General features: G+C 71.2%; 19 protein-coding genes and 1 pseudogene. 2 read left to right on the top strand and 18 right to left on the bottom strand.

Annotated features, from left to right (window positions below):
- Window positions 1–19 precede the first annotated feature (19 nt).
- The 12 genes and pseudogenes from ACWDSL_RS09500 to proS all read right to left on the bottom strand — a co-directional run bounded on the left by ACWDSL_RS09500 (window position 20) and on the right by proS (window position 9,572).
- The gene (locus tag ACWDSL_RS09500) at window positions 20–535 is read right to left on the bottom strand and encodes an NUDIX hydrolase (RefSeq protein WP_450483358.1); all 516 of its coding nucleotides are present in this window, start codon (window positions 533–535) and stop codon (window positions 20–22) included.
- On the bottom strand, window positions 528–1,295 hold the full coding sequence (gene lepB, locus ACWDSL_RS09495; protein ID WP_450483356.1) for a signal peptidase I: 768 nt from the start codon (window positions 1,293–1,295) through the stop codon (window positions 528–530). The genes ACWDSL_RS09500 and lepB (ACWDSL_RS09495) overlap by 8 nt, the downstream gene beginning before the upstream one ends.
- Window positions 1,296–1,376: 81 nt before the next feature.
- Window positions 1,377–2,474: a signal peptidase I gene (gene lepB / locus ACWDSL_RS09490; RefSeq protein WP_450483354.1), complete on the bottom strand. Its 1,098-nt coding sequence runs from the start codon at window positions 2,472–2,474 to the stop codon at window positions 1,377–1,379.
- A gap of 4 nt (window positions 2,475–2,478) precedes the next feature.
- Window positions 2,479–3,600, bottom strand: a pseudogene (gene lepB, locus ACWDSL_RS09485) (signal peptidase I); the annotation flags it as partial.
- Window positions 3,593–4,393, bottom strand: a complete 801-nt coding sequence (lepB, locus tag ACWDSL_RS09480; RefSeq protein ID WP_450483352.1) for a signal peptidase I — start codon at window positions 4,391–4,393, stop codon at window positions 3,593–3,595. The pseudogene lepB (ACWDSL_RS09485) and the gene lepB (ACWDSL_RS09480), both read right to left, overlap by 8 nt.
- A gap of 62 nt (window positions 4,394–4,455) precedes the next feature.
- Window positions 4,456–4,806 carry a 50S ribosomal protein L19 gene (rplS, locus tag ACWDSL_RS09475; protein WP_014176061.1) on the bottom strand — a complete coding sequence of 117 codons (351 nt, stop codon included), beginning with the start codon at window positions 4,804–4,806 and terminating at the stop codon, window positions 4,456–4,458.
- Between the two features lie 129 nt (window positions 4,807–4,935).
- Complete coding sequence (gene trmD / locus ACWDSL_RS09470) at window positions 4,936–5,814, bottom strand: tRNA (guanosine(37)-N1)-methyltransferase TrmD (protein ID WP_450483384.1); 879 nt, start codon at window positions 5,812–5,814, stop codon at window positions 4,936–4,938.
- Window positions 5,814–6,374: a ribosome maturation factor RimM gene (gene rimM / locus ACWDSL_RS09465; RefSeq protein WP_089510922.1), complete on the bottom strand. Its 561-nt coding sequence runs from the start codon at window positions 6,372–6,374 to the stop codon at window positions 5,814–5,816. The genes trmD and rimM overlap by 1 nt, the downstream gene beginning before the upstream one ends.
- 100 nt (window positions 6,375–6,474) lie before the next feature.
- Entirely contained in the window at window positions 6,475–6,714 is a 240-nt protein-coding gene (locus ACWDSL_RS09460) for an RNA-binding protein (protein ID WP_014176063.1), read from the bottom strand.
- Between the two features lie 2 nt (window positions 6,715–6,716).
- Window positions 6,717–7,148 (bottom strand): 30S ribosomal protein S16, encoded by a 432-nt coding sequence (gene rpsP / locus ACWDSL_RS09455; protein ID WP_450483349.1) that lies wholly within the window; start codon window positions 7,146–7,148, stop codon window positions 6,717–6,719.
- A gap of 154 nt (window positions 7,149–7,302) precedes the next feature.
- Window positions 7,303–7,896: a hypothetical protein gene (locus tag ACWDSL_RS09450; RefSeq protein ID WP_014176065.1), complete on the bottom strand. Its 594-nt coding sequence runs from the start codon at window positions 7,894–7,896 to the stop codon at window positions 7,303–7,305.
- Window positions 7,897–8,156: 260 nt separating this feature from the next.
- Window positions 8,157–9,572 (bottom strand): proline--tRNA ligase, encoded by a 1,416-nt coding sequence (proS, locus tag ACWDSL_RS09445; RefSeq protein WP_450483346.1) that lies wholly within the window; start codon window positions 9,570–9,572, stop codon window positions 8,157–8,159.
- 283 nt (window positions 9,573–9,855) lie between these two features.
- Here proS and ACWDSL_RS09440 point away from each other — a divergent pair, with 283 nt between their 5' ends.
- Window positions 9,856–10,773, top strand: a complete 918-nt coding sequence (locus tag ACWDSL_RS09440; protein WP_450483344.1) for an SAM-dependent methyltransferase — start codon at window positions 9,856–9,858, stop codon at window positions 10,771–10,773.
- A 94-nt stretch (window positions 10,774–10,867) separates the two neighbouring features.
- On the opposite strand, the gene ffh is transcribed toward ACWDSL_RS09440, so the two are convergent.
- The 5 genes from ffh to nsdA all read right to left on the bottom strand — a co-directional run bounded on the left by ffh (window position 10,868) and on the right by nsdA (window position 18,517).
- Entirely contained in the window at window positions 10,868–12,418 is a 1,551-nt protein-coding gene (gene ffh / locus ACWDSL_RS09435; RefSeq protein WP_450483342.1) for a signal recognition particle protein, read from the bottom strand.
- A gap of 121 nt (window positions 12,419–12,539) precedes the next feature.
- Window positions 12,540–15,086, bottom strand: a complete 2,547-nt coding sequence (locus ACWDSL_RS09430; RefSeq protein WP_450483382.1) for a [protein-PII] uridylyltransferase — start codon at window positions 15,084–15,086, stop codon at window positions 12,540–12,542.
- A gap of 98 nt (window positions 15,087–15,184) precedes the next feature.
- On the bottom strand, window positions 15,185–15,523 hold the full coding sequence (locus ACWDSL_RS09425) for a P-II family nitrogen regulator (protein WP_014176070.1): 339 nt from the start codon (window positions 15,521–15,523) through the stop codon (window positions 15,185–15,187).
- The gene (locus ACWDSL_RS09420; protein ID WP_450483340.1) at window positions 15,520–16,812 is read right to left on the bottom strand and encodes an ammonium transporter; all 1,293 of its coding nucleotides are present in this window, start codon (window positions 16,810–16,812) and stop codon (window positions 15,520–15,522) included. The genes ACWDSL_RS09425 and ACWDSL_RS09420 overlap by 4 nt, the downstream gene beginning before the upstream one ends.
- Window positions 16,813–17,017: 205 nt before the next feature.
- Entirely contained in the window at window positions 17,018–18,517 is a 1,500-nt protein-coding gene (gene nsdA / locus ACWDSL_RS09415) for a transcriptional repressor NsdA (protein WP_450483380.1), read from the bottom strand.
- A 439-nt stretch (window positions 18,518–18,956) separates the two neighbouring features.
- Between nsdA and ACWDSL_RS09410 the strand changes: the two genes are divergently transcribed.
- Window positions 18,957–19,628, top strand: a complete 672-nt coding sequence (locus tag ACWDSL_RS09410; RefSeq protein WP_450483338.1) for a bifunctional DNA primase/polymerase — start codon at window positions 18,957–18,959, stop codon at window positions 19,626–19,628.
- A gap of 134 nt (window positions 19,629–19,762) precedes the next feature.
- On the opposite strand, the gene ftsY is transcribed toward ACWDSL_RS09410, so the two are convergent.
- Window positions 19,763–20,980, bottom strand: a complete 1,218-nt coding sequence (gene ftsY / locus ACWDSL_RS09405) for a signal recognition particle-docking protein FtsY (protein ID WP_450483336.1) — start codon at window positions 20,978–20,980, stop codon at window positions 19,763–19,765.
- Window positions 20,981–20,984 lie beyond the last annotated feature (4 nt).

Raw genomic sequence — 20,984 nt, 5'->3', positions numbered from 1 at the left:
TGCGTCCCCCCATTGTGCGTCAGACGCGCTCAGTCTCCAGGATCACCGGCACAGTCGGGGGTCCCTCGTCGAGCAGCCTACGCAACAGCCCCACGAGCTGTGACGGGTACACCGGCTCTCGTACCGCCGCCAGCTCCTCGACCGTCCACCACCGCAGCCCCGTGACGCTGCGCCGCTCCAGCTCGGTATGGCCGCCGGTCCACGTCGCGGTCTGCTCCGTACGGGCCAGGTAGTACCACTCGTCCTGATGCCAGCGGCGGCCGTCGAACGGGAAGGAGCACACCCGCCGCCACACCACGGGCCCCAGCTCCACCTGTTTGATCCCGGTCTCCTCCGTCAGCTCCCGGCGCGCCGCCTGCTCGCGGCTCTCATCGCCCTCCAGCCCGCCGCCGGGGGTGAACCACCAGGTCGTCGACGGGTCCTCGGGTTCGAAGCCGTGTATCAGCAGAATCCTGTCGTGCGGGTCGAGCAGGACCACCCGGGCGACCTTCCGCAGGTCCTCGCCCCGGCCCTCCGCGCCTGTCCCCTCAGACACCGGTCGCCACCTTCGTCGTCTTCCCGCGCCGCTTCTCGCCCCGCTTGCCGCCGCGCCCGATCCGGCGCGCCAGCGGCCCGTACGCCGCGCCGCCCAGGATGAGCACCGCGCCGGCCACGGCGGAGATCAGGATGAGCCGCAGCGGCCCCGGCTGTGAGACGCCACCGGACAGCGCCTTGAAGGCTTCCGGCCGGTCCAGCATCCCCAGATCCGGCGGCCAGACCGTGGCGTCCACCCGGCCGCTCACCGCGCTGCGCGGAACGGCTCCGTCCGCGCCGTCGGACAGATGCACACGGGAGTCCAGGGAGTCGTTGCGGTGGTCGCCCAGCAGGAACAGCTTCCCCTTGGGCACCGTCGCCGAGAAGACGGTGGGCGAGGCCGACCCCTTGGTGTGCAGATACGGTTCGTCGAGGGGCTTGCCGTTCAGCGTCAGCCGGCCCTGCTTGTCACAGCACGCGACGGTGTCCCCGCCGACGCCGACGACCCGCTTCACCATCGGCAGATCGCCCCAGACCGAGTCCTTGAAGACGACCACATCGCCACGGCGCACCTCGTCGCCGTCTATTCGCTCCGCCAGCACGCGGTCGCCCCGGCCGATGGTCGGCGACATCGAATCGGTCGGGACGGTGTACGGCTTGTAGAGCACCGCGCCCCAGACGAACGACCCCAGGAAGAGCACACAGCCGACGGCGACCGCCACTCCGGACAGGACGCTCCCAAGCCCCCTGCCGCCCCCTCCGACCTGCCGGGCTCCGCTCATTCCAGTGCTCCTGCCTCACGTAGCAGAGGTCGATCCCCATCGCACCCCAGGTCGTCAGCACCCTACCCGGCGGTACGGACCTCAGGCAGCCGTCCCGCGCGCCTTGCGGACGAGCCTGCGGCGGCGCCACAGAACGATCGGGACCGCGCCCGCGAACCCGAGCGCCGAGGGGGCCATGGAGGCCGCCGCGCTCAGCCCCGGCTGGTCGAAGGTGCCGGGGACGGAGAGGGTCGACCAGCGGTCGATCGGCCATGCGACCACGATGGCCCGCCCGACGACCTTGTCCACCGAGACGGTGCCATTGTCCAGATTCTGGTGGTAGCGCGAGTCCAGCGAGTCCTGGCGGTGGTCGCCCATCACCCAGATCCGGCCCTTGGGCACCTTGATCGGGCCGAACGGCTTGTCGTCGCAGGGCGTGTTCCCGGGGAAGATGTAGTTACGCTCGTTCAGCGCCTTGCCGTTGACCTTGACCGGTCCGCCCTTCTGGCACTCGACCGTGTCCCCGCCGACCGCGATGACCCGCTTGATCAGGTCCTTCTCCTCCGCGGACGGCATCAGGCCGATAAAGCTGAGCACCCGCTGAACGCCCTTGGCGAGCGGGCCCGAATCGGACTGCTGGGTCTCGCCGAGCCAGCCGCCCGGATCGTGGAAGACGACGACCTCGCCGCGCTCCGGCTCGGCGCCGAACCACGGGGTCAGCTTGTCCACCAGCACCCGGTCGCCGCGCTGCAGCGTGTTCTGCATGGAGTCGGAGGGGATGGAGAACGCCTGCACCAGGAACGTTTTGATCAGCAGGGCGAGCAGCAGCGCGATGCCCACGAGGATCGGCAGCTCTCTCCAGAACGAGCGCGTCGTCTTGGCGCCGTCCTTCGCGCCGTCCTCGTCCTTGGCGCTGTTCTCCTCAACCTTGTCCTCGCCGGGCTCGTCACCCGCCCGGCCCTCGGCACCAGGAGGGTCCGAGGGATCCGGGGAACCCGAGGAGCCGGCGGAGGCCGAGAAGCCCGGCTTGCCGAGGGAGACGGGAGACTCAGCGGAGCCCGGAACGTCAGCGGCGCCGGGAGCGGCCGGTGAACCGCCCTGGGGGCCGGCCGAGGCGTCCGTCGCACCGGAGCCCCCCGGCGCCTCGAATGTCTCGGGCGTCCCGCCCGTAGGCGCATCGGCCGCGCGCGCCCCGTTCACCGGTGGCTCTTCGCTCCCCCCCGGTCGCCTCTCGGGCTCTTCGTGACCGGATCGAGCGCCGACCGCCAAATCCCCCACATTCACTCCTCACGCCGCGCTGCCGCCCACGCCACGAACGGCGCAGGCCCACCACTCCCATAACGAGCGGGAGTTCCGCAGGGGTCGGGAGCTGGACCAACCCTTGCTGGTCCGAGGACAGCCTATGCGGCGAGCCGCGTGCCTGCGTCGCCCCGCTCGGCGCGTCCTTCACTGAGGCATATGTCTCAGGCTCTTCCAGGCTCTGCCAGTGTCCGAAGGGCCACGCGATCACAATGGCCCGGCCGACGACCAGGTCATCCGAGACGGTTCCCTGGTCAGGCTCGTCCAGATGGACCCGCGAGTCCGCCGAATTGGCCCGGTGATCGCCCATCACAAAGATCCGCCCCTGAGGGACAGTCACCTTGAACCGGCGCTCCGAGGGCACATTATCCGGGTGCAGATACGGCTCGTTCAGCGGCGTGCCGTTGACCGTCACCCGGCCGTCTTTGTCACAGCAGGCGACCGTGTCGCCGCCGACCCCGACCACCCGCTTGATCAGATCCTGCTCGTTCGAGGACGGAAGCAGTCCGATCCAGGTCAGGAACTGCTTGGCCTGCTTGATGACGACCGGATCTTCCTTGGGCGGCTTCCGCTCGTCCTCGAGCCAGCCTCCGGGGTCCTTGAACACCACCACATCCCCGCGCGACGGCTTCGAGCCGAACCACGGTGTGAGTTTGTCCACCAGCACCCGGTCGCCGATCCTGATCGTCTGCTCCATCGAGCCCGACGGGATCACAAACGCCTGGACCAGAAAGGTCTTGAGCACCAGGGCGATCACCAGCGCCACGCCGATCAGGATCGGGATCTCTTTCATGGCCGAACGGCGCCGCCTGCGCTTGATACGGCGCTGGACCTTGCGCCGCTCCGCGCGCCCGCCCAGACGCGGCCCCGTACGCGGCGCGTCCTCGCTGTGCACGGGGCGCGAGCCAGGGATGTAGCCAGGACTGCCGGGGCCCGAGCCCTGGTGGCCCGAGCCCGGACGGCCGGAGCCCAGACGGCCCGGGCCGGGGCGACGGGTCCCGTGCCGGGACCGTCCGCGGTTACCCATGTGCGCCGCCCGGGGCCGGGTCCGGTACGTGTTCGAAGGCCCCCGGGCGGTGTACTCCGCTCCAGCGGCCGACCGGCCAGCCGATCCAGTCGGCGCGTCCGATCACCTTGTCGACCGGGACCGTGCCTCCGCCCGGCTCGCCGAGGTGGTCCCGTGAGTCCCTGGAATCACTGCGGTGGTCCCCCATGACCCACAGCCTTCCCTCGGGCACCACGATGTCGAACGGGACCTGTGACGGGGCATCCCCCGGAAACAGGTAGTCCTCGTCCACCGGCTTCCCGTTCACCTCGATCCTCCCCCGCTTGTCGCAGCACCTGACCCGGTCACCACCCACACCCACGACACGCTTGATGTAGTCGGTCTCGGCCGGTTCGGCCAGCCCAACCGCCGCGGCCGCGCCGCGCACCAGCGCCACCACCGGATTCTGGGACGGCTCCTCCTGTACGAAGGACCCGGTTCCGTCGAACACGATGACGTCACCGCGGCGCGGCGTATCACCGAAACGGTACGCCAGCTTGTTCACCAGGACCCGGTCTCCGGGCCGAAACGTGTTCTCCATCGATCCGCTGGGGATCAGAAAGGGCTGTACGACGAAGGCGCTCAGCAGAAGGACGAAGACGGCGCAGACCGCCACGAGCACACCGGCCCGCCGCCAGGGCCCGCCCCCGATCAGCCGGCCGAGCCCCCGCCGCGTACGAGAAGGGCTCGTACGCGAAGAGCGCGATCGCTCCTCCTGTCCCTCGTGGGAACGGGAGGAGCGATCGCGCTCTGAGAGCTGGGCGTCGGTCTCCATCGGGCCAGAGCCTATCCGGCCCGCCTGTGCCGTCCGGCAGTAGCTCAGTTGTCGCGCAAAACTCAGTTGTCGCGCTTTTCCTTGATCTTCGCGGCCTTGCCGCGGAGGTCGCGCAGGTAGTACAGCTTGGCGCGGCGGACGTCACCGCGGGTGACGACCTCGATCTTCTCGACGATCGGGGTGTGCACCGGGAAGGTGCGCTCGACGCCGACGCTGAAGCTCACCTTGCGGACGGTGAAGCTCTCGCGCACACCAGAGCCCTGGCGGCGGATGACGACGCCCTTGAACTGCTGGACACGGGAGCGGTTGCCCTCGATGACGCGGACGTGGACGTTGACCGTGTCGCCGGGGCGGAAGGTCGGGATGTCGCTGCGCAGCGACGCGGCGTCGACGGTGTCGAGCACGTGAGACATGATCGTCTGCTTTCCTCGCTGATGCCACAGGTCATCAGCGGCATATCGGTGATGATGGGGAGTGCCGTCTGGTCGGGCGGGCGTCGATCCCCCTGCGGCAGGGGCGCACACCGGACGTACAGCAGCGGCCTATTCTTCCACGGCCGGGCCCGACCGCCCAAATCGGGGCCCTTGATCGTGTTCGCTCGCCTCCGGAAGCTCCTCCCAGCCCAGTTCCGCCAGGAGCTTCCGGTCGTACTTGTCCAGCGCCGCCGCGTCGCAGCGCGCTATGAGGTCCGGCCGGTTGCGGCTGGTACGGCGGAACGCCTCGTCCCTGCGCCAGCGCGCGATCCTGCCGTGGTGGCCGCTGAGCAGCACCTCCGGGATGCCCCGGTCGCGCCACAGCGGCGGCTTGGTGTAGACGGGCCCCTCCAGCAGATCGGCCATCGCGCCGGGGGCGAAGGAGTCGTCGCGGTGCGATTCGGCGTTGCCCAGCACGCCGGGCAGCAGCCGGGCCACGGCCTCCGTGATCACCAGGACCGCGGCCTCCCCGCCGGCCAGCACATAGTCGCCGATGGAGACCTCGTAAACATCCAGGCGCTCGGCGTACTCGTCGATCACCCGGCGGTCGATGCCCTCGTAGCGGGCGGGGGCGAAGACCAGCCAGGGGCGCTCGGCCAGTTCGACGGCGAGGGCCTGGGTGAACGGGCGGCCGCTCGGGGTGGGCACGACCAGCGCGGGCAGCGGCGGCGCCCCGTCCCCGCCGGCCCCCGGCACACCGGGCTCCGTACCACCGGTCCCCGACGCGATGATCTCGTCCAGCGCCTCGCCCCACGGCTCGGGCTTCATGACCATGCCGGGCCCGCCGCCGTACGGGGTGTCGTCGACGGTGTTGTGCCGGTCGTGCGTCCAGGTCCGCAGATCGTGGACGCGTACGTCCAGCTGTCCGCGGGCGCGCGCCTTGCCGACCAGCGAAACGTTCAGCGGCTCCAGATACTCCGGAAAGATCGTGACGACATCCAGCCGCATCATGCGCCCCCACGCTCGGCGCCGCCCTCGCCGCGGGCGACCTCGGCCTGGGTCTCGTCGAGCAGACCGGGCGGCGGGTCGATGACGGCGCGCTGCGCCTCGAGGTCGATCTCCGGCACCACCTCGGAGACGAACGGGATCATCACCTCGCTGCCGTCGGACCGCCGGACGATCAGCAGGTCCTGGTACGGCAGATGGGAGATCTCCGAGATCCGGCCGACCTCGGTGCCGTCGACGGTGACCACGTCCAGGTCGATCAGCTGATGGTCGTAGTACTCATCGGGGTCCTCGGGCGTGTCCTCGGGGTCGACCTCCGCGATGAGCAGGGTGCCGCGCAGCGCCTCGGCGGCCGTACGGTCCGCGAACCCCGCGAAGCGCAGCAGCAGCCGGCCGCTGTGCACCCGGCCGGTCTCGATGGTCAGCGGCCCGGCCGAGGCGGGCTCGGTGGCCAGGACCGCACCCGGGGCGAGCCGCAGCTCCGGCTCGTCGGTGCGCACCTCGACGGTGACTTCGCCCTTGATGCCGTGGGCGCGGCCGATCCGCGCCACAACCAACTGCACTGTTCCCTGTTCCCTTCACACACACGGGCCGGGCACGCACACGGGCCGGGGACGGCCCAAAGCCCTCCCCGGCCCGTGCCGGTGCTCTTCTTGACGCTGCTCAGCGAACCTGGTCCACGTCGACGAGGTCGACGCGGACGCCACGGCCGCCGATGGCGCCCACAACGGTGCGCAGGGCGCGGGCGGTGCGGCCGTTACGACCGATCACCTTGCCGAGGTCGTCGGGGTGCACCCGTACCTCGAGCACGCGCCCGCGCCGCAGGTTGCGCGAGGCGACCTGCACGTCGTCGGGGTTATCGACGATGCCCTTCACCAGGTGCTCGAGGGCCTCCTCGAGCATCCTCAGGCCTCGGCCGCCGCGTCAGCGGCCGCCTCGTCCGACTTCTTCTCGGACTTCTTCGCCTTCGGGGTGATGGCCTCACCCTTCGCCTCGCCACCGGTGTCCTTGGCGGCGGCCTCGAACAGGGCGCGCTTGTCGGCCTTCGGCTCGGCGACGAGCATCGGGGCCGGGGCGGGCAGGCCCTTGAACTTCTGCCAGTCGCCGGTGACCTTCAGGATGGCGAGCACCGGCTCGGTCGGCTGCGCGCCGACACCCAGCCAGTACTGCGCACGCTCCGAGTCCACCTCGATGCGCGAGGGGTTCTGCACCGGGTGGTACAGACCGATCTCCTCGATGGCCCGGCCGTCACGGCGGGTACGGGAGTCGGCGACGACGATGCGGTAGTGAGGCGAACGGATCTTGCCCAGACGCTTCAGCTTGATCTTGACTGCCACGGGAGTGGTGTCTCCTGGTCTTGACGTGATTGAGCACTGCGAAGTGCCGCGTGGGGTTGCGGTACCCGAGTGCCCGATGGACGCGTCAGCCGGAGGAGAGAGGGCCCCGGTCGGCTGTCGAGTACAGCTGACCATTGTGCCACACCGTGACAGGTCAGCCGACCGCGGCCACCGGCTCCGGGATACGGAACGGCTTCCCGCATCCCCCGCACATGATCGGCGCCTGCGCCAGCACCGATGGGACGACGCGGACATTGCGCCCGCAGTCGCACACCGCCTTCACCCGGACCCCGCCACCCGACGAACCGTGCCGGGCGGCCGGTCCACGGAAGGTGCGGGCGGTGTCGGCGGCGGTCGCGACGGTGTGCGCCTTGAGGGCGCGCTGGAGTCGGTCGATGGTGGTCCGATAGCGCCTTCTCGCCTCGGGACTGAGCGTGACCAGCGAGAAGCCGCTGCTGGGGTGCGGCTCATCGGGGTGGTCCAGGCCCAACTCCTCGGCGATGGCCAGGAAGCGGCGGTTGTGGTAGCGGCCGGCACGCGAGGTGTCACGGACACCGCGCGCCGCGGCGATGCCATGGACTGCCTCGTGCAGCAGCCGTTCGAAGGAGAGCTCGGCGCCACATGCGGACGACGACTCTCCGATCAGCGATTCTGGCGCGGCGAGATCCGGCAGCTCGGGGTGGTGCCGTTGAATATCGGCCCACGCCTGCGCCAGCTCTGCGGCGAGTACAGGTGGTGTCGTGCTCACGTCGTGATAACGAGCGGGGAGTGCCCGGTGTTCCGATTCCGGGGCATCACAAATAATTTGCACGTACCAGTCAGTTCAGCGCTGATGCGCCCCGAGGAGGGCGGGTGCGCCGATGTGTGGATGAGCCACCCACCGCGCACCAAGGCGGTACGTAACACCCGCCCCGCACCGCCCCTGGACTTCCACCAGCCTTCCGCTCAGCTTTCCGCTCGGCGGAAGCGCGCTTCCCCGCTCGGCGGGGGCGCGCTTCAGCCTCTGCCTCAATAAGCGCGCGCGACAAACGCGACGTTACCGGGCGCGTCATCGGCGTCCGGCACCGACCCGTCCTCGGCCACCAGACAGCGCACGGACACGGCCTGCTCGGCGAGCGCCGCCTCGCCCTCCGGGCCGAGGTCCGCCCAGGGGATCCGCGCCCAGCCGCCGGCCGCCGCGGCCTCGGCGGCCTCCTCGACGGTCCGCACATCCGTGGTACGGGCCTCGCGCCGCTCCCGCGCCTGGCGCAGCAGCAGCGCTTGGTCCTCCTCCAGGACCTTCGGCAGCAGATCGGGAAGCGCGTCCAGTCGCACCGGCTCCTTGCCGCCCGGGATCCGCCGCGCCACCATCGCGGTGCCGCCCTCCAGGTCGCGCGGGCCGACCTCGATCCGCACCGGAACGCCCTTGAGCTCCCAGTCCACCGCGCGACGGCCGAAGGGGGTGTCGGTCCGGTCGTCGACCTGGACCCGCACCCCGGCCACCGCCAGCCGGTCGCCGATCTCGCGGACCTTGGCCAGCACCGCCTCGTCGCCCTTGATGGCCAGCACCACGGCCTGCACGGGAGCCAGCCGCGGCGGAACGCGCAGCCCGCTGTCGTCGCCGTGCATCATCACCAGCGCGCCGATCATGCGGGTGGTGGAGCCCCAGGAGGTCTGCCAGACCAGTTCCTGCTTGCCCTCCTTGGACAGGAACTGGGTGTTGAACGCGCGGGCGAAGTTCTGCCCCAGCTCATGGCTGGTGCCCAGCTGCAGCGCCTTGCCGTCGCCCATCATCCCCTCCAGCGTGAGGGTGTTGATGGCGCCCGCGAACCGCTCCTTGGCGGTCTTGCGGCCCAGGACGACGTCCATGGCCAGCACGTTCTCCATGAAGTCGGCGTAGACGTGCCGGTGGATACGGGAGGCGAAGTCGCGGGCGTCCTCGTACGTGGCGTGGGCGGTGTGGCCCTCCTGCCACAGGAACTCGGACGTACGCAGGAACAGCCGCGGCCGCAGCTCCCAACGCACCACATTGGCCCACTGGTTGATCAGCAGCGGCAGATCGCGGTAGCTCTGCACCCACTTCGCGAAGTACTCGTTGATGATCGTCTCGGATGTGGGCCGGACGACCACGGGCTCCTCGAGCTTCTTGCCGCCGCCGTGCGTGACGATGGCGAGCTCAGGGGCGAACCCCTCGACGTGCTCCGCCTCCTTCGTCAGATACGACTGCGGGATGAAGAGCGGGAAGTACGCGTTCTGGACGCCCTCGGCCTTGATGCGGGCGTCCATGTCCTGCTGCATCCGCTCCCAGAGCCCGTAGCCATACGGTCGGATGACCATGGTGCCGCGCACCGGACCGTTGTCGGCCAGCTCGGCCTTGTTGATCAGATCCTGGTACCAGCGCGGAAAATCCTCCGCCTGGGGGGTGAGAACGGGAGCCTTCGCCATGGCGCCGATCGTACGGCGACGGCCCGCCGAACCGTGAATTCATTTGGCCAGGGCAACAACAGGGGAACAAGAGGGGCAACGGGGCGGCAGCCGGACCGCGCCCCCGGACGCAGTCGGGAACAGGGGGCGCACAACGGGGGCATACAAGCATGGCCGCGAAAGCTCTGGACGCGCGGACGGATGCGCAGTTCCCTGGCCTACGGGGGTGGAACGCGCGGCGCACAACGGTGGCAACAGGCTCTTCGGCTCACGGCACTGCTCTCGTCGGATTGGGGCGCATTCCATGACATCTACGCTCATACGGCGGCACCATTCCCCGTACCCCTCCTCCCCCTCCGCACCGGGCGCCGCGATATCCCGCGCCCGTGCCCGCGACTGGGCGGAGATCCAGGAACGGATGATGGTGCCGCTGTACGAGGCCGTGTACGAGCGCCTGGAGGTCGGCGCCGGTACCCGGCTGCTGGGCCTGGGCTGCGGCTCGGGCCTGGCCCTCCTCATGGCGGTGGCGCGCGGCGCCACCGTGTGCGGGGTGGACCCGGACGAGGAGCGCCTGGGGCTCGCCTGCGAGCGGCTGCTCGCGGGCCCCGGAGCGCGGCCGGGCGGCGCGCGCCCTGGCGTACCGGGCGGCGTCGCGCGCCTCGCCCGCCTGGCGGACGGCGTCGGCCTGGGGAGCGCTCTGACGGCGGCGGGGGCCGAGTCCGGATTCACCGTCGTTACGGCCTTCGGCCCGCTGTCGGCTCTCGGGTCCGGAAGCGCCCTGCCGGAGCGGCTCGCCTCGGCCGCCGCCCTCGCCGAACCCGGCAGCCCGGTCGTTCTGACCGGCTGGGGTCCGCCCGAGCGGTGCGACACCTCCACGGTGCTGCGCGTGGGCGCGCGCCTGGCCGACCGGACGGTCCCCCAGCTACCGCTGGGAGGTACCCCCTGCTGGCAGCCGTGTGGCAGGGACGAACTGGAGGACCTGGCCCAGCGGGCCGGGCTGCGGCTCGACGGCTCGGGCCGGGTGGCCTGCCCCTTCGGGTACGCGGACATGGACAGCGCGGTGCGCGGGCTGCTGTCGACCGGGCTGTTCGACGCGGCGGAACGCACCACCGACGCCATACAGGTGCGCAAGGAGATCACGGAAGCCCTCCATCCGTACCGGCGCCAGGACGGCACGGTGTGGATGGAGAACGTGATGCGCTATCTGATCGCGCGGACGTAAAGGCGCCCAGGCGTAAAGGCACCCCGGTGTAAAGGCGTGCAGGTGTGAGGGCCCGCGGGCGCCTCGGCCCGCCCAGCCCTCGCGCCTCGCCCGCTCAGCCCATGAACTTCTTGAACTCGTCGGGCAGTTCGAAGTCCTGCGCAGCCTGGCCGGCGGGCAGACCGAACGCCCCGCCCGGCTGCCCCGCCTGCTCACGGCGGGCCGCGGCGGCCTGCTCCTCGGCCTTGCGCTTCATCGGGTTGCCACTGCGCTGCTTGCCCTTGGCCTTCTTCTGCGGCTTGCCCTTGCGCTTGGCGGCGCCGCCGCCCATGCCCGGGATGCCCGGCATGCCGGGCATCCCGCCCTGCGCCATCTTCGACATCATCTTGCGCGCCTCAAAGAACCGCTCCACCAGGTTCTTGACCGCGCTGACCTCGACACCCGAGCCGCGCGCGATACGGGCGCGGCGCGAGCCGTTGATGATGGTCGGGTCATGGCGCTCGCCGGGCGTCATCGACTTGATGATCGCGGCGGTGCGGTCCACGTCCCGCTCGTCGAGGTTGTTGATCTGGTCCTTGATCTGGCCCATGCCCGGCAGCATGCCGAGCAGCTTGGAGATGGAGCCCATCTTGCGGACCTGCTCCATCTGCGCCAAGAAGTCGTCGAGCGTGAACTCCTTGGGGCCCTTCGCCAGCTTGGCCGCCATCTTCTCGGCCTCTTGCTGGCTGAAGGTCTGCTCGGCCTTCTCGATCAGGCTGAGCATGTCGCCCATGCCCAGGATGCGGGACGCCATGCGGTCCGGGTGGAACGCGTCGAAGTCGTCCAGCTTCTCGCCGTTGGAGGCGAACATGATCTGGCGGCCGGTGACATGCGCGATGGACAGCGCGGCACCGCCGCGCGCGTCGCCGTCGAGCTTGGAGAGCACCACGCCGTCGAAGCCGACGCCGTCGCGGAACGCCTCAGCGGTGTTCACCGCGTCCTGGCCGATCATCGAGTCGACGACGAAAAGGACCTCGTCCGGGCGGACCGCGTCGCGGATGTCCGCGGCCTGCTGCATCAGCTCCTGGTCGATGCCGAGGCGGCCGGCGGTGTCGACGATCACCACGTCGTGCTGCTTGGTCTTGGCGAACTCGATCGAGTCCTGGGCCACCTTCACGGGGTCGCCCACGCCGTTGCCCGGCTCCGGGGCGAAGACCGCGACACCGGCCCGCTCGGCGACCACCGAAAGCTGGTTGACGGCGTTGGGGCGCTGCAGGTCACACGCGACCAGCAGCGGCGCGTGGCCCTGCCCCTTCAGCCAGCGGCCGAGCTTTCCGGCGAGCGTCGTCTTACCGGCACCCTGCAGACCCGCGAGCATGATCACGGTCGGCGGCTGCTTGGCGAAGCGGAGGCGGCGGGTCTCGCCGCCGAGGATGCCGACCAGCTCCTCGTTGACGATCTTGATGACCTGCTGGGCGGGGTTCAGCGCCTGGGAGACCTCGGCTCCCGTCGCCCGTTCCTTGATCTGCTTGATGAAGGCCCGGACGACGGGAAGCGCGACGTCCGCTTCGAGCAGGGCGATACGGATCTCACGCGCCGTGGCGTCGATGTCCGCCTCGGAGAGGCGGCCCTTGCCCCGGAGGTTCTTGAAAGTCGCTGCGAGGCGGTCGGAGAGGGTATCGAACACGGTGGTCGCGAATCCTTCGGTCGGATGTCGGGTCGGCGGTCGGCCTCCAAGGGTATCCGCCCGCCGCCCGAACGGTCTGCCCCCTGGTGCCGCGCCCCGGTGGAGCCGCACCCGCCGGGCGCTACGCGCTCAGCGTCCGCTCGACCTCCTTGGCCACCTCCGCCGCACGCATGGGCTGCAGCGGGGCGCCTGAGGCGTCCGTGACGTAGAAGGCGTCCACCGCGTTGGCTCCGAGCGTGCTGACGTGGGCGCTGCGCACCGTGACCCCCGCGTCCTCCAGCGCGCGGCCGATGCGGTGCAGCAGCCCGGGGGCGTCCTGGGCGCGCACCTCGATCACCGTGGCGAGCTGGGAGCTGCCGGGCGCGACGGTGACCCGCGGGGGCGGGGCGTGCACGCCGCGGCGGCGGGGGTATTTGCGGTACGCGGCCTCGCGCTCCGTGAGCCTGGCCACTATGTCGAGCGACCCGTCCAGGGCCCGCAGCAGGTCCTTGCGCAGCCGTGCGGCCTGCGGCAGCGAGCCGTACTCGGCGGCCACCCGCCAGCTCAGCAGCAGCGCGCTGGGCCCCGCCCCGGACACCTCTCCTGCCGGTTCCCCGGTCAGTTCGCCGGGCAGCTCGACAGCGCGCAGGTCCGCCGCCCGTACGGTCAGCCGGTGCAGCGCCAGTACGCCGGCCGCCGCCGGCAGCACGCCGGGCTGCTCGGGTACGGCGATCAGAAGCTCGACTCCGATGGGCTCCGCACCAGGCTCCGCGTCGGCCCCCTCGCCCGCGCCCGGCTGTCCGGCGGCGGCCGCCTCGCCCGGCGCCAGCGCCTCCGAGCGCGCGCGCAGGGCGAGCACGGGGCCGCCGGTGCGCCAGGCCTCGATGGCCAGTCGCTCCTGTTCGGCGGTGGTCTGCTGGGGCGCGGAGGAGTCCGCCGCCGGCTCGCCGGCCAGGACCGCCGAGACCCGCTTGACCAGGTCGGTCACGAGCGAGCCGCGCCAGGCGCTCCAGGCCGCGGGGCCGGTGGCGAGGGCGTCGGCCTCGGTGAGGGCGTGCAGCAGCTCCAGGGTGGCCGTGGAGCCGACGGCCTCGGCGACCGAGCGCACGGTGGCGGGGTCGTCCAGGTCGCGGCGGGTGGCGGTGTCGACGAGCAGCAGGTGGTGGCGGACCAGCGTGGCGAGGACGGCGACGTCGGCGCGGTCGAAGCCGATCCGGGACGCCACGTCCCGGGCGATGGTCTCGCCCGCCACCGAGTGGTCGCCGGGCCAGCCCTTGCCGATGTCGTGCAGCAGCGCGGCGACCAGCAGCAGGTCGGGGCGGCCGACGCGGCGGCTGAGCGCGCTGGCCCGCACGGCGGTCTCGACGAGGTGGCGGTCGACGGTCCAGCGGTGCACGGCGTTGCGCTGCGGGCGGCAGCGCACCCGCTCCCAGTCCGGCAGCAGCCGGGTGATCAGCCCCTCGGCCTCCAGGGCCTCCCAGACCGCGACGGTGGACTCGCCCGCGCCGAGCAGCGTGACCAGCTGCTCCCTGGCCTCGGGCGGCCACGGTACGGGCAGGGGCTGTGCGGCGGCGGCCAGGCGCCGTACGGCGTGCAGCGACAGCGGCAGACCGGCCTGGGCGGCGGCCGCCGCGGCCCGCAGCGGCAGGACCGGGTCGCGCTCGGGGCGCGCGGTGCGTGCCAGCACCGCCTCGCCGTCCTGTTCGACGACGCCCTCGGCGAGCGGGCTGCGCTCCCCCGCCGCGTCCGCGCCGCCGCCCCCGGAGCCGCGTCCGCGGCTGCCGAGGAGGCCGCGCAGCCGCGGCCGGGTCGACCGGGCGCGCAGCACCCGCTCGACCTCGCGCCAGGTCACATCGCTCGCGTACGAAATGGTCCGGGCCGACTCGTACACCTGGCGCAGCAGGGTGTCGGCGTCCAGCAGGCCGAGCTCGGCCGCGACCTGGTCCTGCTCCTGGAGGGCGAGCCGGTCGGTGGCCCGGCCGGTGGTCAGGTGCAGCGCGTCCCGTACGTCCAGCAGCAGCCGGCGCGCCTCGGCAAGGCCCTCGCGCGGCGCGTCGGCGAGCCAGGAGGCGGCGATGGCCCGCAGCGCCGTCGCGTCGCGCAGCCCACCGCGCGCCTCCTTGAGGTCCGGTTCCAGCAGGAACTGCAGCTCGCCGTGGCGCTCGGCGCGCTCCTGGCCCAGTTCGCGCAGCTCGGGCAGGCGCTTGGGGGCCCTGGCCCGCCAGTCGGCGAGCACCGCCGTGCGCAGCCCCGCGCTGAGCGCGGCGTCGCCCGCGATATGGCGCGCGTCCAGCAGGCCGAGGTGGGCCTTCAGGTCCTCGCCGGCGGTCTTACGGGCCTGGTCGGGGGTGCGTACGGAGTGGTCAAGGGCCAGCCCCATGTCCCACACCGGGTACCAGACGTGGTCGGCGAGGGTGGCGATGGCTGAGGCGTCCGCCGAGCCGTCGTGGAGCAGCAGCACGTCCAGGTCGCTGCGCGGGGACAGTTCGCCGCGTCCGTATCCGCCGACCGCCACGAGGGCGACGCCTTGGGTGATACCGGCCTTCTCCGCCCCGCCGGCCAGCAGCGCGGCCAGCCATTGGTCGGTCAGCTCGGCGAGGGCGGTACGGCGCGGCGGCCCGGACCGCGACTCCTCTTGCAGGAGTCGCAGCCGGGCCGCCGCGTAGCCACCGGGCACCGAGTCGGCCATCTTCTCTGTCTTCGCCTCGACGCTGTCCGTCAACTCGGCTCCTTGATCACAGGGAAGGACGTCCGGGCGGTGGGGTTCCACGACACGTCGGAGATATGTCAGAGCGCGTCCGGACCGCGCTCGCCGGTCCGTACCCGCACCGCGGTGTCGACGGGGACGCTCCACACCTTGCCGTCCCCGATCTTGCCGGTGCGGGCCGACTTGACCACGACCTCGATGAGGTCGTCGGCGTCGTCGTCCTCGACCAGCACCTCGATACGGACCTTGGGCACCAGGTCGATGGTGTACTCGGCGCCCCGGTAGACCTCGGTGTGGCCGCGCTGGCGGCCGTAGCCGCTGGCCTCGGTGACGGTCAGGCCGTGCACCCCGAAGGCCTGCAGGGCTTCCTTGATCTCGTCCAGCCGGTGGGGCTTGACGACCGCGGTGATGAGCTTCACGCGTCCACCTTCTTGTTCTGCGGCGCGCCCGCGCCGGTCCCGTCCTGGATGGAGGCCACCGTAGACCGCCCCACATGCGCGCCTCCGACGGCGCTGAAGTCGTAGGCCGTCTCGGCGTGGTAGGCCTGGTCGAGGCCGCCGACCTCTTCGTCCTCACTGGCCCGCAGGCCGATGGTGACGTCGATCGCCTTGGCGAGGATCCAGGAGACGACGAATGAGTAGATCAGGACCGTGAAGGCGCCGAGCGCCTGCCTTCCCAGCTGGTCCAGGCCGCCGACGCCGTCGGTGGCGAGGAGGCCGACCAGGAGGGTGCCCAGGATGCCGCCGACCAGGTGCACGCCGACCACGTCGAGCGAGTCGTCGTAGCCCAGCTTGTACTTCAGGCTGACCGCCCAGGAGCAGACGACGCCCGCGACGAGGCCGATGATGATCGCGCCCCAGGCGTTGACGGCCGCACCGGAGGGGGTGATGGCGACGAGGCCCGCGACGGCGCCGGAGGCCGCGCCCAGCGTGGTGAAGGCGCCGTGCCGGATGCGCTCGTAGGCGAGCCAGCCGAGCATCGCGACGCCGGTGGCGAGCTGGGTGTTGAACGCCATGTTGGCGGCGGTGCCGTTGGCGGCGAGCGCGGAACCGGCGTTGAAACCGAACCAGCCGAACCACAGCAGACCGGAGCCCAGCATCACCAGGGGGAGGTTGTGCGGCCGCATCGGGTCCTTCTTGAAGCCGATGCGCTTGCCGAGGACCAGGGCCACGGCGAGACCGGCCGCGCCCGCGTTGATGTGGACCGCCGTGCCGCCCGCGAAGTCGATGACTTCCTTCTTGAACAGCCAGCCGTCGGCCTGCCAGACCCAGTGGGCGACCGGGAAGTAGACGACGGTGACCCACAGGGTGATGAAGAGCGTCCAGGCGCCGAACTTGACCCGGTCGGCGACCGCGCCGCTGATCAGCGCGGGGGTGATGACCGCGAACATCAGCTGGAAGAAGGCGAAGGCGAGTACCGGGATCGCGTCGGGCTTGGTGCCCCACAGCGACTCGGGGTTGATGCCCTTGAAGCCGATGTGGTCCAGATTGCCCAGCAGCCCGCCGCCGATGTCGTCACCGAAGGTGAGGGAGTAGCCGAACAGCACCCACAGGAGGCTGACGACACCCAGGGCGATGAAGGACATCATCAGCATGTTCAGGGCGCTCTTCACCCGGACCATGCCGCCGTAGAAGAAGGCCAGGCCGGGGGTCATCAGCATCACGAGCGCGGCGCTGATCAATACGAATGCGGTATTTGCGCCATTCAATGTGGACGTCTCCTCGAAATGACGGCCCGTGCGGGCAGAACTCTGTGGGCCGGTTTTCGCCACGAGGTTGGCGCAGCGCCGTTTCAGTCGATGCCGCTCGATGTTTCACGGCAGTGACGAAGGGCGTGGAAGTGTTACGCGCTGATGAACTGGTGCTGGACGGCCGGAGGGCCTGGTTACCGTGTCGCACCCACGGCCGGGCGGCTCAGACGGCGCGGACGGACTCCGCCGTATCCGATGAGTCGGGCAGGTGGTCGGCAAGCCGCTCGCCGAGCTGGACCACCTCGGGGACGCTCCCGAAGTCGCGGATCGCGGTGTCCACGGTCTTGCGCAGCCGGTTGCTGACCCGCTCGGAGCGCACCCGCCGGGCGAGCGGCAGGGCCTTCTCGGCGACCGCCGCGCACTGCTCGGGCTCCTTCTGGAGGAGGTGGACGGTGGCAAGACCGATCAGGTTGAGCGCATACGAACGCTGGTGCCCGCCCTCCTCGGCCGTCTCCTGGCCGAAGAGGTCGACCGCGCGGTGCATCACGGGGTCGGCCAGCTTGGCGTAGGTGGGGCTGCGGCCCGCGACATAGGCGAGGTCGCGGTACGAATGCGCGTTCTCCGCGTTGAGCTCGGCCTCGGAGAAGAAGCCGATCCAGTCCGGGTCCCCGTCGCCCCCGGCGGATTCGGCGAAGGTGTCCTCGGCCATCTTCACGGCGCGGTGGCACTTGCTGGGCTGTCCGATATTGGCGTACGCCCGGGCCTCCATCGCATACAGCATGGCCTGGGTGCGCGGCGTCGCGCTCTCCCGGCTGCCGTACTGGGCGAGGTGGATCAGCTCCAGAGCGTCCTCGGGCCGCCCCACATGGATCATCTGGCGGCTCATGCTGGAGAGGATGTACGAGCCGAGGGGCCGGTCCCCGGACTCCTTGGCCGCGTGCAGGGCGAGGACGAAGTACTTCTGGGCGGTCGGCTGGAGCCCGATGTCGTAGCTCATCCACCCGGCGAGCTCGGCCAGCTCACCCGCGACCTTGAACAGCCGCTTGGAGACCGCCTCGGGGTGCGGCTCCTGCAGCAGGTCCGTCACCTCGTGGAGCTGGCCGACCACCGCCTTGCGGCGCAGCCCGCCGCCGCACTGGGCGTCCCACTTCCGGAACATCACGATGGTCGACTCGAGCAGTTGGAGCTCGGGCTCGGAGAGCCGGGAGATCCGCCGGGAGCGGCCGGCGTCCGGCTGGGTCCGGCCGTCGGACCGGGCGGAGGGCGAGGGGACCAGCCAGCGCTGCATCGGCTCGATGAGGGCCGGGCCCGCCGACAGGGCGAGCGAGGTGCCGAGGAAGCCCCGGCGGGCGAGCATCAGGTCGCTGCGGGAGAATTCGCCGATCAGCGCGACCGTCTCAGGACCGGCCCAGGGCAGGTCCACCCCGGATACGGACGGTGACCGATGGGCGGTGCGCAGCCCCAGGTCCTCGATGCCGACCACACAGCCGAAGCGGTCGGAGAACAGCTCGGAGAGAATCTGCGGAATCGGCTCGCGCGGCTGCTCGCCGTCGAGCCAGCGGCGCACCCGCGAGGTGTCGGTGCTGATGTGGTGGGCGCCCAACTGGCGTGCTCTGCGGTTGACTTGACGCGCGAGCTCGCCCTTGGACCAGCCGCTGCGCACAAACCACGAACCCAACTGCGCGTTGGGACGCTTGTCAGCACTGCCGCCGTTGTCGCCCACTGGAACGCCCCCATCCCACGATTCCGCTCGCACCGCGACCAGAATGCCGTCTGTCACGGTCAGTTGTCCCCGCGATCCGCCGCATCAATCACGGGAGAAGGGGGGTCGTGTACTGAAAGTAATCTTACGATCACGCCTCCGGCGAGGAAGTTCGCTAAAACGCCACCATTCGCCACCCCTTCGAATGAACGCCACTGGCGATTCACACGATTCACTTGACACCGAACGACCAGGAAACAGTGGAAACAGGTGGAGGGGTGCGCACGACGGCGCGCGCCCAGTGTCTCACCACCCCTTTCACCACGCCGCACCACACTGCACTACTCCGTATCACCGCACCGACAGCCGCCGCACCACATCCGGCTACGGAGCGCGAGCGGGCGGCATCACTGCGTCATTCGGCTCGTAACCATCGGCAGGGCGACCCGTTGGAGGGGGCATGGGCTTCACGATCGGCGGCATCCGGGACATGCGGCCAGGCTCGCGGCGGCGCGGCCGTACATCCGAGTGCACGACGGTGGCGGAGTACACCGGCCTGTGGGGATGGGATGTGGTGCCGGGCGCCCGGGCCACCCGTGGCGCGGGCGGCAGCAGAAACGAATGTTCATGTGGCGAGGCCGACTGCGCCGCCCCTGGCGCCCACCCCCTCGCCTTCGCCTCCGCCGTCCCCGCGGGCGCCACCCTCGACGATGCGGCTGCGGCCTGGGAGCAGGTCCCGGGGGCCGCGGTGCTGCTGCCCGTGGGCAAGTCGTTCGACGTCCTGGAGGTCGCCGAGCAGGCGGGCCGGCTCGCCCTGGTCCGGCTGGAGCGCATGGGGCTGCCGCTCGGCCCGGCGACCGCCACACCACACGGGCGCGCCCAGTTCTTCGTCGCCCCGGGCGCCGCCGAACAGCTGCCGCAGCTGCTCTACCGCATGGGCTGGGACGACGCCGACCTGGACCTGCGCTGTCTGGGGCCCGGCGACCACATCACCGCCCCGCCCAGCGACCTCGGCGGGGTCGGCCCGGTCCGCTGGCTGCGCCCGCCCGCGCTCGACACCGCGGGCAACCCGCCCCATGCGCGGCTGCTGCTGGGCACGCTGGCGTACGCGGCCCACCGCGCGGGCGGCTGAACCGGAAACCGGGAACCGGATACCCGCCCCGGAGAAACACCCCGGATACCCGCCCCGAAGAAACGCTTCGGGCGCCCGAGAGGTCCCGGGCGCCCGGAGGGGAGAGGGCGGAGTGGATCAAGGGAATCGGCCAGTCAGTCGCCGATCAGCGCGTCGACGAAGGCCTCCGGCTCGAACGGCGCGAGATCGTCCGCGCCCTCGCCCAGGCCGACCAGCTTGACCGGTACGCCCAGCTCGCGCTGGACCGCGATCACGATGCCGCCCTTGGCGGTGCCGTCCAGCTTGGTGAGCACGATGCCGGTGATGTCCACGACCTCCGCGAAGACCCGCGCCTGCACCAGGCCGTTCTGCCCGGTGGTGGCGTCGAGCACCAGCAGCACCTCGTCCACCGCGCCGTGCTTCTCGACGACCCGCTTGACCTTGCCCAGCTCGTCCATCAGGCCGGTCTTGGTGTGCAGCCGTCCCGCGGTGTCGACGAGTACGACGTCCGCGCCCTCGGTGATGCCCTCCTTGACCGCGTCGAAGGCGACCGACGCCGGGTCGCCGCCCTCGGGGCCCCGGACGGTGCGGGCGCCGACCCGCTCGCCCCAGGTCTGCAGCTGCTCGGCGGCCGCCGCGCGGAAGGTGTCGGCCGCGCCGAGAACCACCGACTTGCCGTCGGCGACCAGCACCCGCGCGAGCTTGCCGGTGGTGGTGGTCTTGCCGGTGCCGTTGACCCCGACGACCATGACGACGCCCGGCTTCTCCTCGCCGTTCACGCCGATGCCGCTCTCGGTGTGCACGACGCGGTCGGCCTCGGTGCCGATCAGCTGGAGCAGTTCCGCGCGCAGCAGGCCGCGCAGCTCCTCGGGGGTACGGGTGCCCAGCACCCTGACCCGCTCGCGCAGCCGCTCCACCAGCTCCTGCGTCGGCGCGACGCCGACGTCGGCGGTCAGCAGAGTGTCCTCGATCTCCTCCCAGGTCTCGTCGTCGAGGTGTTCCCGCGACAGCAGGGTGAGCAGCCCCTTGCCCAGTGTGGTCTGGGAGCGGGAGAGCCGGGCCCGCAGCCGCACCAGCCGGCCGGCGGTCGGCTCGGGCACCTCGATCGCGGGTGCCTCCGGCTGCGCGGGCACAGCGGGCGCGGGGGGCGCCTCGGTGACCGACAGATCCACCTCTTCGATGGTTCTGCGCGGTTCCTCGAGCGTGGTTTCCGCCTCCTCGCCGACCTGCGGCTCGGCGGGCGGCGCGGTGACGGACGGACTGCTCGGCGGGGCCGGGGGCAGCCGCTTCTTCTTACGGCTGCCGATCACGAGCCCGCTGACCGCGGCGAGCGCGATCAGAGCGATGACTACAGCAAGGATGACTTGTTCCATAACG

The sequence above is a fragment of the Streptomyces sp. NPDC000941 genome (assembly GCF_053599555.1).
The sequence above is the reverse complement of the archived record's forward strand: the minus strand, read 5'-3'. Positions and strand labels throughout refer to the sequence as shown.